General features: G+C 70.5%; 14 protein-coding genes. 9 read left to right on the plus strand and 5 right to left on the minus strand.

Features of this window, described 5'->3' with window-relative positions:
- The first annotated feature begins 14 nt into the window (after positions 1 to 14).
- The 3 genes from ACFY9E_RS26645 (at position 15) to ACFY9E_RS26655 (ending at position 2,954) form a co-directional block, all read left to right on the plus strand.
- Positions 15 to 917 (plus strand): anti-sigma factor RsbA family regulatory protein, encoded by a 903-nt coding sequence (locus tag ACFY9E_RS26645; protein ID WP_390988128.1) that lies wholly within the window; start codon positions 15 to 17, stop codon positions 915 to 917.
- Positions 918 to 998: 81 nt separating this feature from the next.
- Positions 999 to 1,481, plus strand: a complete 483-nt coding sequence (locus ACFY9E_RS26650) for an ATP-binding protein (protein ID WP_390988129.1) — start codon at positions 999 to 1,001, stop codon at positions 1,479 to 1,481.
- A 156-nt stretch (positions 1,482 to 1,637) separates the two neighbouring features.
- Positions 1,638 to 2,954 (plus strand): Nramp family divalent metal transporter, encoded by a 1,317-nt coding sequence (locus ACFY9E_RS26655; RefSeq protein WP_390988131.1) that lies wholly within the window; start codon positions 1,638 to 1,640, stop codon positions 2,952 to 2,954.
- 16 nt (positions 2,955 to 2,970) lie between these two features.
- On the opposite strand, the gene ACFY9E_RS26660 is transcribed toward ACFY9E_RS26655, so the two are convergent.
- From ACFY9E_RS26660 to ACFY9E_RS26680, 5 genes are read right to left on the minus strand one after another with little or no spacing between them, the layout of a single operon-like run.
- A complete protein-coding gene (locus tag ACFY9E_RS26660; RefSeq protein ID WP_390988133.1) occupies positions 2,971 to 4,659 on the minus strand; it encodes a glycosyl hydrolase family 18 protein in 1,689 nt (562 codons plus the stop codon).
- A 31-nt stretch (positions 4,660 to 4,690) separates the two neighbouring features.
- A complete protein-coding gene (locus tag ACFY9E_RS26665; RefSeq protein WP_390988134.1) occupies positions 4,691 to 5,080 on the minus strand; it encodes a hypothetical protein in 390 nt (129 codons plus the stop codon).
- Positions 5,077 to 5,511: a DUF3592 domain-containing protein gene (locus ACFY9E_RS26670; RefSeq protein ID WP_390988136.1), complete on the minus strand. Its 435-nt coding sequence runs from the start codon at positions 5,509 to 5,511 to the stop codon at positions 5,077 to 5,079. Before ACFY9E_RS26670 ends, ACFY9E_RS26665 begins: the two co-directional genes overlap by 4 nt.
- A gap of 2 nt (positions 5,512 to 5,513) precedes the next feature.
- Positions 5,514 to 6,074: a hypothetical protein gene (locus ACFY9E_RS26675; protein ID WP_390988138.1), complete on the minus strand. Its 561-nt coding sequence runs from the start codon at positions 6,072 to 6,074 to the stop codon at positions 5,514 to 5,516.
- A 20-nt stretch (positions 6,075 to 6,094) separates the two neighbouring features.
- The gene (locus ACFY9E_RS26680; RefSeq protein ID WP_390988139.1) at positions 6,095 to 7,657 is read right to left on the minus strand and encodes a hypothetical protein; all 1,563 of its coding nucleotides are present in this window, start codon (positions 7,655 to 7,657) and stop codon (positions 6,095 to 6,097) included.
- Positions 7,658 to 8,009: 352 nt separating this feature from the next.
- Here ACFY9E_RS26680 and ACFY9E_RS26685 point away from each other — a divergent pair, with 352 nt between their 5' ends.
- The 6 genes from ACFY9E_RS26685 to ACFY9E_RS26710 all read left to right on the plus strand — a co-directional run bounded on the left by ACFY9E_RS26685 (position 8,010) and on the right by ACFY9E_RS26710 (position 12,997).
- On the plus strand, positions 8,010 to 8,876 hold the full coding sequence (locus ACFY9E_RS26685) for a hypothetical protein (protein ID WP_390988140.1): 867 nt from the start codon (positions 8,010 to 8,012) through the stop codon (positions 8,874 to 8,876).
- 70 nt (positions 8,877 to 8,946) lie between these two features.
- Positions 8,947 to 9,654 carry a Flp pilus assembly protein CpaB gene (gene cpaB, locus ACFY9E_RS26690; protein WP_390988142.1) on the plus strand — a complete coding sequence of 236 codons (708 nt, stop codon included), beginning with the start codon at positions 8,947 to 8,949 and terminating at the stop codon, positions 9,652 to 9,654.
- Between the two features lie 9 nt (positions 9,655 to 9,663).
- Entirely contained in the window at positions 9,664 to 10,896 is a 1,233-nt protein-coding gene (locus ACFY9E_RS26695) for an AAA family ATPase (RefSeq protein WP_390988143.1), read from the plus strand.
- A complete protein-coding gene (locus tag ACFY9E_RS26700; RefSeq protein ID WP_390988145.1) occupies positions 10,893 to 11,279 on the plus strand; it encodes a pilus assembly protein in 387 nt (128 codons plus the stop codon). Before ACFY9E_RS26695 ends, ACFY9E_RS26700 begins: the two co-directional genes overlap by 4 nt.
- Position 11,280: 1 nt before the next feature.
- Positions 11,281 to 11,634 (plus strand): TadE/TadG family type IV pilus assembly protein, encoded by a 354-nt coding sequence (locus ACFY9E_RS26705; protein ID WP_390988147.1) that lies wholly within the window; start codon positions 11,281 to 11,283, stop codon positions 11,632 to 11,634.
- Between the two features lie 25 nt (positions 11,635 to 11,659).
- On the plus strand, positions 11,660 to 12,997 hold the full coding sequence (locus tag ACFY9E_RS26710; protein ID WP_390988149.1) for an ATPase, T2SS/T4P/T4SS family: 1,338 nt from the start codon (positions 11,660 to 11,662) through the stop codon (positions 12,995 to 12,997).
- Positions 12,998 to 13,001 lie beyond the last annotated feature (4 nt).

The following is a 13,001-nucleotide window of genomic DNA, read 5'->3' on the forward strand; positions in this document are numbered from 1 at the left end:
CCCGAGGGGATCACATGACCACCGGACAACTCCGCCCGTTCGACCACCGCATGGCCGTCTTCGACTCCGACGACGGCTTCGTCGCCGCCGCCCTGCCCTTCCTCGGCGAAGGACTCGGCGCCTCCGGCGAACCGCCGCCGGTGGCCATCGCCGCCCCGCGCAACCTGGACGTCCTGCGGGACGCCCTCGGCCGCGACGCGAAGGACGTCACCTGCATCCCGCACACCGACTGGTACACCGGCTCCGCCGCCAACGCCGTCGCCCGGGCCGCCGCGTACCTCACCGCGCACGCCGGCCCCGGCGGCCGGATCCACCTCGTCATGGAGCCCGTCTGGAGCGGCCGCGCCGGCCGCTCGGCCCGCGAGACCACCGAGTGGATCCGCTACGAGGCCTTCGCCAACCTCCTCTTCGCGCCCATGGCCACGACCGCCCTGTGCGCCTACGACACCCGCACCGCCGGGCCCGCCGTCGTCGCGGCGGCCCGTCGCACCCACCCCGACACGGAGGTGTACGAGGACCCGCTGCGCCTCGCGGCCGAACTCGACGCCGTGCCCCTGCCGTTGCCCCCGGCCGGTGCGCGGCCCCTGAGAGAGCCGCACGCCGCGGCCGTGCGGTGCTGGGCGACGGCCCGGGGACTGCCCGCCGCCGACGCCGAGCTGTTCGCCGCCGCCGTGGCGGAGACCGCGGCGGCCCTCGCGCCCCTCGGGGGTGACGCCCTGCTGTGGGGCGAGGCACCCGCCTGCGTCTGCGAACTGCGCTCGGCCCGCCGTCTCGACGACCCGCTCGCCGGCTTCGTCCCGCCCTCCGCCGCGGGCCCGGAACCGGGCCCGGGGCTCTGGTACGCGCGTCAGGTCTGCGCCTACGTGGACATCCGCGACGACGCCGACGGAGCGACGGTCCGTCTCCAGTACGCATGACGACCCCACCTGCGCGAACAGGTAGAGGATCGGGTAGTCCTCCCCCTGCGCCGGACCGCCCCCGCGGATCACCCTTGACCCATGCTGCAACTCTCCGGGCGGTACCTCCCGGACCCCGACGCCCACTACGGCCCGTTCCCGCAACCACCCCTGGGAGCAGGCCATCTGAGTGTCGAGTACGCACCGCTGCCCTCCGCCGTCCGCGAGGCACGCGCGGAGGTCCGCAGGCAGCTGGAGGCCTGGGGGGTCGCCGAGCGCGGTGAGGTGGCGGACGTGGCCGAACTGCTCGTCGGTGAACTGGCGGCCAACGCACTGGTGCACGCCGGGAGCCGTTTCCGGCTCACGCTCTTCGCCGCGCACGGCGTGCTGCGCTGCGAGGTCGCCGACGGCGAACGCCGCGTGCCGCGGGTGCTGGACGCGGGCACGGGGGAGAGCGGCCGTGGGATGTTCCTGGTGGACGCGCTCGCCCAGCGGTGGGGCTGCCACCGGGACGGGCCGGGCAAGACCGTGTGGTTCGAGCTCGGCACGTGCGGATCGGACGGCTGCGGTCGGCGACAGCCGTGACGCTCCGCCGGCCGGGCCCCGGCGGTGCGTCCAGCCGCCGGGCCCGGCTCCGGTCCGCACGTTCAGCGTGGTGGTTTCGCGCAGGTCTCGCACCCTCAGGGTGATTCCGCTCAGGCCCTCTTGTCGGCCCGGCCTCATTGCGGTTTCTTGACCTTCATGGCGGACACCACGGGAAACACCACGGAAAGCGCGGCCACACATCCCCCACAGCCCCGGAAGGCGAGCTGGAAGTACATCGGGCCGGGCATCGTCGTCGCGGCGACCGGCGTCGGTGCCGGCGACCTGGTCGCCACACTCATCGCGGGCAGCAACTTCGGCTACACCCTCCTGTGGGCCGCGATCATCGGCTGCCTGGTGAAGATCTCCCTGGCGGAGGCGGCGGGCCGCTGGCACCTGTCCACCGGCCGCACCCTGTTCGACGGCTGGGCGAGCCTCGGCCGCTGGACCACGTGGTTCTTCGCGGTCTACGTCGTGGTCTGGGGGTTCGTCTACGGCGCGGCGGCGATGTCGTCGAGCGCGCTGCCGCTGCAGGCGTTGTTCCCGGACGTGATGGACCTCAAGTGGTGGGGCATCGCCTGTGGTCTGGTCGGACTGGTCTTCGTCTGGTTCAACAAGTACGCGGTGTTCGAGAAGGTCATGACGGTCCTGGTGGGCGTCATGTTCGTGGTGACGGTGTACCTGGCGGTCCGCGTCAGTCCGAACATCCCCGACGCCTTCGCCGGGCTCCTGCCGGTGCTGCCGGACGAGAAGGACTCGATCCTCAACACGCTGGGTCTGATCGGCGGTGTGGGCGGCACGATCACGCTCGCGGCGTACGGCTACTGGGTCAACGCCAAGGGCTGGACCGACACCGGCTGGATGAAGGTCATGCGGCTGGACAACCGCGTCGCCTACGCCACGACCGGCATCTTCGTCATCGCCATGCTGTTCGTCGGCGCGGAGCTGCTGCACTCGGCGAACGTCGCGATCGCGAGCGGCGACAAGGGCCTGGTCCAGCTGGGTGACATCCTGGAGGACGAGTACGGCTCGGCGACGGCGAAGTTCTTCCTGATCGGCTTCTTCGCCACGTCCTTCACCTCGCTGATCGGCGTCTGGCACGGGGTGAGCCTGATGTTCGCCGACTTCGTCGCCCGCCTGTCGGGCAGGGGCCAGGCCAAGGGCGCGGAGGTCGCCTCGGGCGAACGCGAGCGTTCCTGGCCGTTCCGCGCCTATCTGCTCTGGCTGACCTTCCCGCCGATGATCCTGCTCTTCGAGGGCCAGCCCTTCCGCCTGATCATCATCTACGGCGTGCTCGGCGCGGCTTTCCTGCCCTTCCTCGCCGGCACGCTGATCTGGCTCCTGAACTCCCCCCGCACGCCCCGCGAGTGGCGCAACGGCCCGGTGAGCAATGTGATGCTCGCCGTCGCGGGGCTGCTGTTCCTGATCCTGTGCGTGAAGCAGATCTGGGACCAGCCGTGGGGGGAGTTCTTCTAGGACGACGGGACGCCGGCTACGGCAGCGCGTCCACGTGCGGTCCCACGACGTTGGACCACGCGTTGCCGGAGGTGGCGTCCCAGTTGGTCGACCAGGTCATCGCGCCGCGCAGGGCCGGGTAGGTCCGCGGCGGCTTGAAGCCGCCGCAGTTGGTGGCCTTGGTCAGGCAGTCCAGGGCGTTGTTGACCACGGTCGGCGACACGTAGCCGCCGCCGGCCGCGCGGGTGGAGGCGGGCACGCCGAGCCCGACCTGGGACGGGGCCAGGCCGTTCTCCAGCTGGATGCAGGCCAGGGCCGTCAGGAAGTCGACCGTGCCCTGGCTGTAGACCTTGCCGTCACAGCCGAGCATCGAACCGCTGTTGTAGTACTGCATGTTGACGACGGTGAGGATGTCCTTGATGTTCAGCGCCGTCTGGAAGTACGAGTTCGACGTCGACTGCATGTCGATGGTCTGCGGCGCCATCGTGATGATCAGCGACGGGCCCGCCTTCGCGGACAGGGCGCGCAGCGCCTGCGTCATGTAGGTCGCGTTGAGGCCGTTCTCCAGGTCGATGTCGACGCCGTCGAAGCCGTACTCCTGCATCACGGACCAGACGCTGTTGGCGAAGTTCGTCGCCGAGGCGGTGTCGTTCACGCTCACCGTGCCGCGCTCGCCGCCGACCGAGATGATGACCTTCTTGCCGGCCGCCTGCTTGGCCTTCACGTCGGCCTTGAACTGGTCGACGGTGTAGCCGTTCAGCCCGGCCGAGTCCAGGGTGAACGACACCGCCCCCGGCGTGCTCGTGGCGTCCGCGAAGGACACCGCGATGATGTCGTAGTGGGCGGGCACGTCCGAGATCCGCTGCACGGCCGCGCCGTTGTTGAAGTTCTGCCAGTAGCCGGTCACCGCGTGCTTGGGGAGGGCGGGGCCGGGACCGGTCGTGTTGTTCGTGGTGCCCGTGACCGTGGCCGACCTGGGCGACTCACCGGCCGCGTTGGTCGCCGTGACCTGGAAGGAGTACGAGGTCGAGGCCGCGAGGCCGGTCACCGTGGCCGAGGTGCCGGAGACCGCCGTGACCTTGCTGCCGTCACGGTAGACGGTGTAGCCCGTGGCGCCGGAGACGGTGTTCCAGGCGAGCGACACCGACGAGGACGTCGTGCCGGAGACACGCAGGCCGCCCGGCACGGCCGGGACCGTGGGCCCCGGGTCGGTGCCGCCGCCCCCGTCGGGGCCGAACACCGACACGTCGTCCGCGTAGTACGCGGCCTGCCCGTACCAGCCGTGCGTGTACACCGTCACCGAGGTCGTCGAGGCACCCGTGGTGAAGCTCGTCGACAGCTGCTTCCAGGAGGCGGAGTCCGGGGTCCAGGTGGACACGTCCGTCGTGCCCGTGCCCGTGACGCCCAGGTAGGCGTAGCCGCCCCGCACCCAGGCGCCCAGGTTGTACGTCGAGTTGGGCTTCACCCGCACGGTCTGGCTGCACCGGGCGTTGTCCTGGCCGGCGGGGGTCGCCTGCAGCGCGGCCGACCCGGAGTGCACCGGGGAGGAGACCGTCGTGCCGCTGCCCGCCGAGCAGGTCCAGTCGCTCAGGCCCGACTCGAAGCCGGCGTTCCTGGCGTTGTTGACGTCGGCGGCGTTCGCCTGGCCGACGGTCGTGACAGTGAGGGCCAGGGCAGCCGTGACGGCACCCGACCACAGCCGCAGGGATCGTCTGTGTCTGGACATGACAAGAAAATGGTCCAGACCAGAGATGGTGTCAAGAGGTCCAGACCAACCTGTCGAGCAGCAGTCCCACCGCGCACCCCGCCAGCAGCACGCCCGTGGACATCCACAACGCGGCACCCGCCGGGTCCAGCACCCCCGGCCGCAGCGCCAGCAGCAGCACCTGTGCCGCCGCCGGAACCGCGCACGCCGCCGCCAGATGCCGCACCGGCATCTGGCGCCACGGCTCCGGATGCACCCGCGCCGCCGCCCACGTGGCCAGCACGACGCACACCAGATTCGGCAGGTGCACCAGCGCCAGGGCGGCCCCGAACGAGCCGACGCCCTCCGGGCCGACCAGCGGGTCGTAAACCAGCGTCATCTGGACGTACTCGGTGAGGACGAGCACCACGATGCCGACGGCCCAGCAGCGGACGAGAGTCATCGATCACCCCCGGTGATCTCGAAGTGGAGCAGGATCGTGAAACCGGCCGCGGCCATCCCGCAGCCCGCGACCAGGGCCAGCGACTGGAGCACCGGGGACCAGCTGCCCCGGCCCGCCACCGTCGCCGTGCCCCCGGGGTCGCGCGGGTCGTAGGTGACGGTGACCGCGGTGCCCTCCGTCGTCGACCGGCCCGCCAGGTCCTCGAACTCGACCCGCGCACCGTCGGCCGTGCGGAAGGCGAAGAAGTGCCGCCGGGCGTCGGAGCGCTGGTACGGCTCCGTCTCCACCCGGACGCACTCGCCCTCCGCCCTGACGCCGCGCCGCAGCACCCGCGTCACCGTCACCAGCCGGCGCCCGTACGTCCACGACAGTGCGCCGAACAGCGCGACGAGCAGCGTGAGTACCACGTAGCTGGCGCCCGGCACCTCCACGGCTAGTGCACCTCGACCGAGTCGATGATCCGGTCCAGGTCGCCGTCCGGCAGGGAGCCCCGCGCGGCGTCGATCCGGATCGCGAAGGTGGTGTCGGCCGAGTCCAGCCCGGTGAGGATCACGCCCTCGACCGGGGTGCCCTTGGCCGGGCCGCCGTCCTCGCCGGTCGCCTCGAAGGTGAAGTCGATCCGCTTCGCCTCGTCCGCACCGGCCAGCTCCACGTCCTTCTGGCCCTCGACCTTCGCGCCCATCTGGATGCCCGCCTCGGCGGCGATCGCGGCCTGCTCCGCCGAGTCCGCCTCGGTGAAACCGAGCTGGACGGTGAGGACGGAGACCTTCTTCCCGCCCTCCGTACGCACCGCCGCCGCCGCATTGTGCTCGCCGCGTTCGGCGGCGCTCTGCTCCTCGTACCCCTTCGGGTACGACACGTCGACGCCCTTCGTCTTCAGCGTCCCCCAGCCGTCCGGCACGGAGGCCGCGCCGGAGTCGGAGCTCCCGCAACCGGTCAGGGCCAGGGCGGTCGTCAGCAGGGCGGCGGCCAGGCAGGCACGGCGGGTCTTCATCGGTCGGGGCTCCCGTCTCGTCAGTTCGCACAGTAGCTGTAGGGAAGGTAGGAGCGGCCGTCCCCGCGGGGGGCGCCCAGGAACCGGGCGTCGGTCAGCGTCTCCGACTTCTTCTCCGTGCTGATCGTCATGCCCAGACTGAGCCCCAGATTCAACTCGAAGCCGTACTCGGCCGCGTTCACCTCACCCGTGTACGTCATCCGGCTCGACTTGCCCTGGTCGAACATCAACTGCCCGAAGGGGTCGTCGGCGCCCGGCCGGGCCGTCGGCGCGTGGTCGTCGAACATGTACTGGAAGGGCGTGGCGACCTGCTCGTTGTTGCTGTCCAGCCACTGCTCGGCGACCGCCCGGTCCTGGTCGCCGGCCGGGCCGGGGTCGAAGGTCAGGGTGTTGGTGACGATCTCGATGCCGGTCTGCGAGTCGGTGCCCTTCACCCCGGCGTTCCCGCCCCGCTTGTCGCCGTCCTTCCTGCCGTTGTCGCCGCCCGCCTTGGCGCCGTCCTTCTGGCCGCCCTTCTCGACGGTGCGAGTCATGTCGACGCGGACCAGCTCGCCGGTCTTCTTGTCGTAGGTGACCGTGATGGTGCCCGTCTGGGTCGTGTTCGCCGCGTACTCGCCGCTGAGCGGACCCGCCTCGTAGCCCACCTTGGAGCCGTACTCGATGGACGAGGAGTACGTGTACGACTTGGTGTTCTTGTAGGAGTTGTCGGTCCAGGTGACCTCGGGGGAGTACTTGAAGGTGCCGCCGAGCGCGGCGCTCAGCTTCTTCTCGTCACCCGCGGAGATCTTCAGGCCCGCCGACGCCGAGGCCTCCAGGCCCACCTTGCCGTAGGTGATCTTCCGGTTGTCGCCGAGGTTCTCCTTGATCCGGTTCTGGGTGTCCTCCTCGTCCTTGAGGGGGCCCGTGCCGAAGAGGTAGAGGATGCTGTCGCCGACGCTCGCCTCCGCCCCGCCCGGCATGGTGCGCCGCATCTCGTACATCTGGAGCTTCTCGACGTCGTCCCGGAACCGCTGGGCCTCCTCGGGGCTCTGGAACACCCAGGTGTCGCCGTTGGTGACCTTGATGCCGAGTCCGAGCTCCACCTTGTCGGCGCCGAACCGGCCGACCTTCATACCCGGCTTGAAGTCCTTCTTGGCGGCGACCGAGGCGGCGTCCGTGAAGGTCAGATAGACCATCTGGTCGTTGTCGTCGACCTTGCCGTCGCCGTTCACGTCCGTCTTCGCCTTCAGATGCTGCTCCTGGAAGCCGTACTCCTTGCCGATCTCCCAGAAGAAGATCTTCGCCTTGGAGCCCGCCTTGTCGGTGACGGAGGAGACCTGGCACAGCGCCGGCTCGAAGTCGGTGTCGGTGAGCGGCTTGCCCTGCCCGGTCCCGCCCGTCCCGCAGTCGCCGCCACCGGCGACCCGGCAGACCTGCGTGGCGATCCTGTCGTAGATCAGCTGCCCCACCCCGGTCGCCGAGACGGCCAGGACGATCGCCGCGCTGACGACGACCATCCCGAGGTACTCGGTGCCGGTCGCCCCCCGGTCGTCGAAGACCGGTCTGCTGCGCTCGTACGCCCGTATGCCACCCCCGTCGGCCATACGGCACCCCTCCTCGCCCGATCCATGTGCCTTGCGGACCGCGAGCGTAGGTACGCGACACTGCGTCAGGCGTGGGCCTCAGGGCCCAAACGAAGGCCCACCGTCAACACTGGGCCCCCTGGGCCCATCGCCCGGGACCGCCGGAGCCCGTCACGACGACCGCCAAGATGCTCAACCTGCCCCGTTTTGACGCATCTTGTGCAACGACAGTTGCTCTCCAGCTACACAAACGCTGCTCTCCGGTCACAGAGCCGTGGATACAGTGCTGAGGTAGTCACGCAGTGAAGTCGACACGGTGCGCCGGAGTGACACCCGGCGTTCCGACGGGCATGGGGAAAACGGGGAGCTGCGCGTGCCAACTGCCATTGCCGTGACCAGCGCTGACATGGCGCTGCCGCCACAGGACGAACGGACCCTGCCCGCCGTCGTGCTCCGGGACATCGACCGGCGCCCCTTGGAGCAGGCGCTCGCGGAGATGCAGGCCCTGGTCGAGCACCACGGCCATGTGATCGTTGTCTGCTCACAGGCCGCGCCCACCACGGTGCAGCGACGGCTGCACACCCTGCGCTCCCTCATGGAGAGCGACCGCATCGCCCTGTTCCGGCCGGAACTGCCGCCGCTCGGACTGGCCGTCCTGGCACGCCAGTTACGGCAGCTCGCCTCCTGCGACATCAGCCCCGGCGTGCTCGCCTCGGCCGGCCGGCTGCTCGTCCACTACATCCACGCCGGCGCGCTCCTCAACTCCGTCACCCGGCTCGACCGCGTCCCCGTCGGCCTGAAGTCCCACGCCAAGTCCTGGGTGCCCGGCAGTCAGTTCGGCGTCCTCGCCCATCCTGAGCCGCACCTCGTCAGGATCACCCCCGAAGCCCAGCTCCCCGGCCCCGAGTTCGGCACCTGGATGCTGGTCGCCAAGGGGCAGCTTCAGTCCGACTGGGTCACGGGCACCCTCGCCCCCTCCTGGAAGGTGCAGGGACTGCGCGAGGCCCCGCTCCCGGCCGAGTCACCCGGCTGGTGGGGCACCGGCAAGCTCATCGAGTTCTGCAGCTACCTGCCCGACCTGTCCGTCCTCTACCAGCTGGTCACCTCCGTACGCCGAGGCCAGTGCCACTGGTGCGGGATCGACGTCATCGGCGACCGCTGCGTGTTCTGCTCGGCCACGCCACCCGTCCACGACAGCCCGCCCAGCAGGCAGCTCGAGAACCGGACGACCGTCGGGTGAGGCCCGGCACCGCTCGTCAGCACTGTTCCGATCCCGCTCGACCGATATCCCCAACGAGGTTGTACGGTTCATGAACTCCCGTCAGCGCCGCGGCGTGATTCTCCTGCTCCTGTCGGTCGTCTGCGCCCTCGGCGCCTTCGCCGGCGTGCTCTCCGTCATCAGTGACGTGAAGTCGAAAGTCGGCCCCGAGGTCACCGCTTACCGCCTCAAATCCGACGTGCCGCCCTACACCACCCTCAGCACGGGCCAGTTCGAGAAGATCAAGATGCCCGAACGGTGGCTGTCCGGGAACGCGGTCACCGATCTGCGGGAGATCCAGGGCAAGATCGCCGTGACCACGCTGCGCGCGGGCTCCCTGCTCCAGTCCGACATGATCGTCCGCCAGCCGGCCCTCCAGCCCGGCCAGCAGGAGGTCGCCATCATGATCGACGCGGCCACCGGCGTGGCCGGCAAGATCACGCCCGGGGCCTCGGTCAACGTCTACGCCACCTTCGAGGGAGCGCGCGAGGGCGACCCCGACCAGTCGAAGATCATCGTCACCAATGCCAAGGTCCTCGACGTCGGCCGGCTCACCGCGCTGAAGCCCGACGAGGGCAACCGCACCCAGCAGCCCACCGACGCCGTCCCGATCACGTTCGCGCTGTCCGCCCTCGACGCCCAGCGCATCACCTACGCCGAGTCGTTCGCCAAGCGGGTCCGGCTCGCCCTCGTCGCGCCCGGCAGCGACACCACCGTCCCCGAGCGGGACCGGACGTACGAACTCGCGAAAGACAAGTGAGAGGCTGCCATGCCCACGAGGATCCTCCCGGCAGTCGGTGACACGGACGCGGTCCGGTCCGTCACGACACTGCTCAGCCAGCTCCCGGACGCCGAACCCGTCGCGCCGGTGGTCGACTCCACCCAGCTCATCGACACCCTCGCCCGGCTGGCCGCCGAGTCCGTCGACGAGCTGCCCGAGGTCGTGGTCGTGCACGAGCGGATCGGTCCCGTCCCCGCGCTGGAGCTGATCCGCGAAGTGGCCCTGCGCTTCCCGGCCGTCGGCGTCATCCTCGTCACCTCCGACGCGAGCCCCGGCCTCTTCCAGGCCGCCATGGACTACGGCGCCCGCGGCCTGGTCGCCCTGCCGCTCAGCTACGAGGAACTCGCCAGCCGCGTCCAGGCGGTCGCCCAGTGGTCCGTCGGCGTACGACGGCACCTGGGCGCCGGCGGCGACGTCTTCACCGGCGTCGGCGGCACCGTCGTCACGGTCAGTGGCGCCAAGGGCGGTGCCGGGACCACCCTGACCGCGATCCAGCTGGCCCTGGCCGCCCAGGCCTCCGGCCGCAGCACCGCCCTGGTCGACATGGACCTCCAGACCGGCGACGTCGCCTCCTACCTGGACGTCCAGTTCCGCCGCTCCGTCGTCGACCTGGCCGCCATCACCGACATCTCCCCCCGCGTCCTGGCCGACGCCGTCTTCCGCCACGACACCGGCCTCGCCCTGCTGCTCGCCCCCGCCGAAGGGGAACGCGGCGAGGACGTCACCGACCGCGCCGCCCGGCAGATCGTCAGCGCCCTGCGCTCGCGCTACGAGGTCGTCGTCATCGACTGCGGAGCCCAGCTCGGCGGCGCCGGGGCGGCGGCCGTGGAGATGGCCGACCGGGCCCTGCTGGTCACCACCCCGGACGTGGTCGCCGTCCGGGGCGCCAAACGGGCCGTGCGGATGTGGGACCGGCTGCAGATCCGCAAGGCCGAGGAGACGACCGTCGTCGTCAACCGGCACAGCCGCGCCACGGAGATCCAGCCGCCCCTGATCCAGAAGATCACCGGCACGGCGGTCGCGGCCACCGTGGTGCCCGCCAACTTCAAGGAACTGCAGAGCGTCGTCGACGCGGGCCGCATCCACGAACTGGAGAGCAAGAGCTCGGTGAAGCAGGCCCTGTGGGGGCTGGCCGGGGAACTGGGCCTGGTCAAGGCCGCGGACGGTGGCCAGAAGGGGGGCCGGGGGTCGGTGAGCTTTCGGCGGAGGAAGGAGGGATGAACGTGCCGTTGAGGGAGCGGGAGCGGGACCGGGGGCAGGTGACCATCGAGTTCCTCGGGATGACACCGACGATCATCGTGACGCTGATCGCGCTGTGGCAGGTCGTCCTCGTCGGCTACACCTTCATCCTCGCGGGCAACGCCGCGGACGAGGCCGTACGGCGGGCGACCGCCGCGGAACCGGGCGCCCGGCAGGGCGCGTGCGAGGAGGCCGGCCGCAAGCACCTTTCGGAGGCGTGGCGATCCGGCGCCACCGTGACCTGCGGAGGGTCCGGCTATGTGACGGCCGACGTCAGGCTGGAAGTGCCGATCCTCTTCCCGGGCACGCTGTCCTTCCCGTACGCCGTCAAGGGCCACGCCGGCGCGGTCGAGGAGGCGGACTGACATGGCTCGTATGCGAGAGGTCCGCGACCGCGGCCAGGTCGCGATCGAGTTCATCGGTTTCCTGCCGATCCTGCTGCTCGTCGCCCTGGCGGCCGTGCAGCTCGGACTGATCGCCTACACGGCCCAGCAGGCGGGCACGGCGGCCAGGGCGGGGGCACGCAGTGCGTCACTGGAGGGGCCGTACGAGGCGGACTGCCGGGCGGCGGTGAGCAGTTGGCTGAATGTCACTGGCTGCGCCCCCTCCTACGGCGCGGACGAGGTCACCATCACCGCCACGGTGGACATCCCGTCCCTCGTGCCGGGCTGGAAGTTCGACCCGGCCGTCAAGACCGCGACGATGCCGCTCGACCACTGAGCAACGAGCTAGGAGCACCGCACTCATGAGCCTGCGAGCACGTATCAACACCCCCGAGGAGAACGGAAACCGGGGCGAGGACGGCCACATGGTCGCCTCCTACCGGGCCAAGCTCCTGGAGGAGATCGACCTCGCGGAGATGAGTTCGCTGGCCGCCGCCGAGCGCAGGGCCCGCCTGGAGCGGGTGCTCGGGCACATCATCAGCCGCGAGGGCCCGGTCCTGTCGACGGTGGAGCGCTCGCAGCTGATCCGCCGGGTGGTCGACGAGGCGCTCGGCCTCGGCATCCTGGAGCCCCTCCTCGAAGACGCGTCCATCACCGAGATCATGGTCAACGGCCCGGACGCGATCTTCGTGGAGCGCGGCGGCCGGGTCGAGCAACTGCCGTTGCGCTTCGCCTCCAACGACCAGCTCATGCAGACGATCGAGCGGATCGTCTCCACGGTCAACCGCCGCGTGGACGAGTCGAACCCGATGGTCGACGCGCGCCTGCCCTCCGGCGAGCGCGTCAACGTCATCATCCCGCCGCTGTCCCTGACCGGCGCCACCCTCACCATCCGCCGCTTCCCGCGCTCCTTCACGCTCCACGAACTGATCGGCCTCGGCTCGCTCGACGAGCACATGCTGTACCTGCTGGCGGGCCTGGTGCAGGCGAAGTTCAACATCATCGTCTCGGGCGCGACCGGCACCGGCAAGACGACGCTGCTCAACGCCCTCTCCGGCCTCATCCCCGAGGGCGAACGCATCATCACCATCGAGGACTCCGCCGAACTCCAGCTCCAGCAGCCGCACGTGATCCGCCTGGAGTCACGCCCCCCGAACGTCGAGGGCAAGGGGCAGATCACCATCCGCGACCTCGTGCGCAACTCCCTGCGCATGCGCCCCGACCGGATCGTCGTCGGTGAGGTCCGCGGCGGCGAGTCCCTCGACATGCTCCAGGCGATGTCGACCGGCCACGACGGCTCGCTGGCAACCGTCCACGCCAACAGCGCCGAGGACGCCCTGATGAGGCTCCAGACCCTGGCGTCCATGTCGGACGTGGAGATCCCCTTCGTGGCGCTGCACGACCAGATCAACAGCGCGGTGGACGTCATCGTGCAGCTGACGAGGTTCGCCGACGGCGCCCGCCGCATCACCGAGATCGCGTTGATGGACAGCCACGGCAGCGACCCGTACCGCCTGGTCACGGCCGCCCGCTTCGCCGCACAGCCCATGACCTCCGACGGCCGTATCCACGGCGCCTTCGAGTACTTCCCGCTGCCGCGCCGAACCGCCGACCGCCTCTACATGGCGAGCCAGCCCCTCCCGCAGGCGTTCGGCATCGCGGGGTCCGCGGACCAGCTAGCCACCCGAGAAGCCAGGTAGGACC

Origin of the sequence: Streptomyces sp. NPDC012466 (genome assembly GCF_042955215.1) — a bacterium.
Lineage (GTDB): Bacteria > Actinomycetota > Actinomycetes > Streptomycetales > Streptomycetaceae > Streptomyces.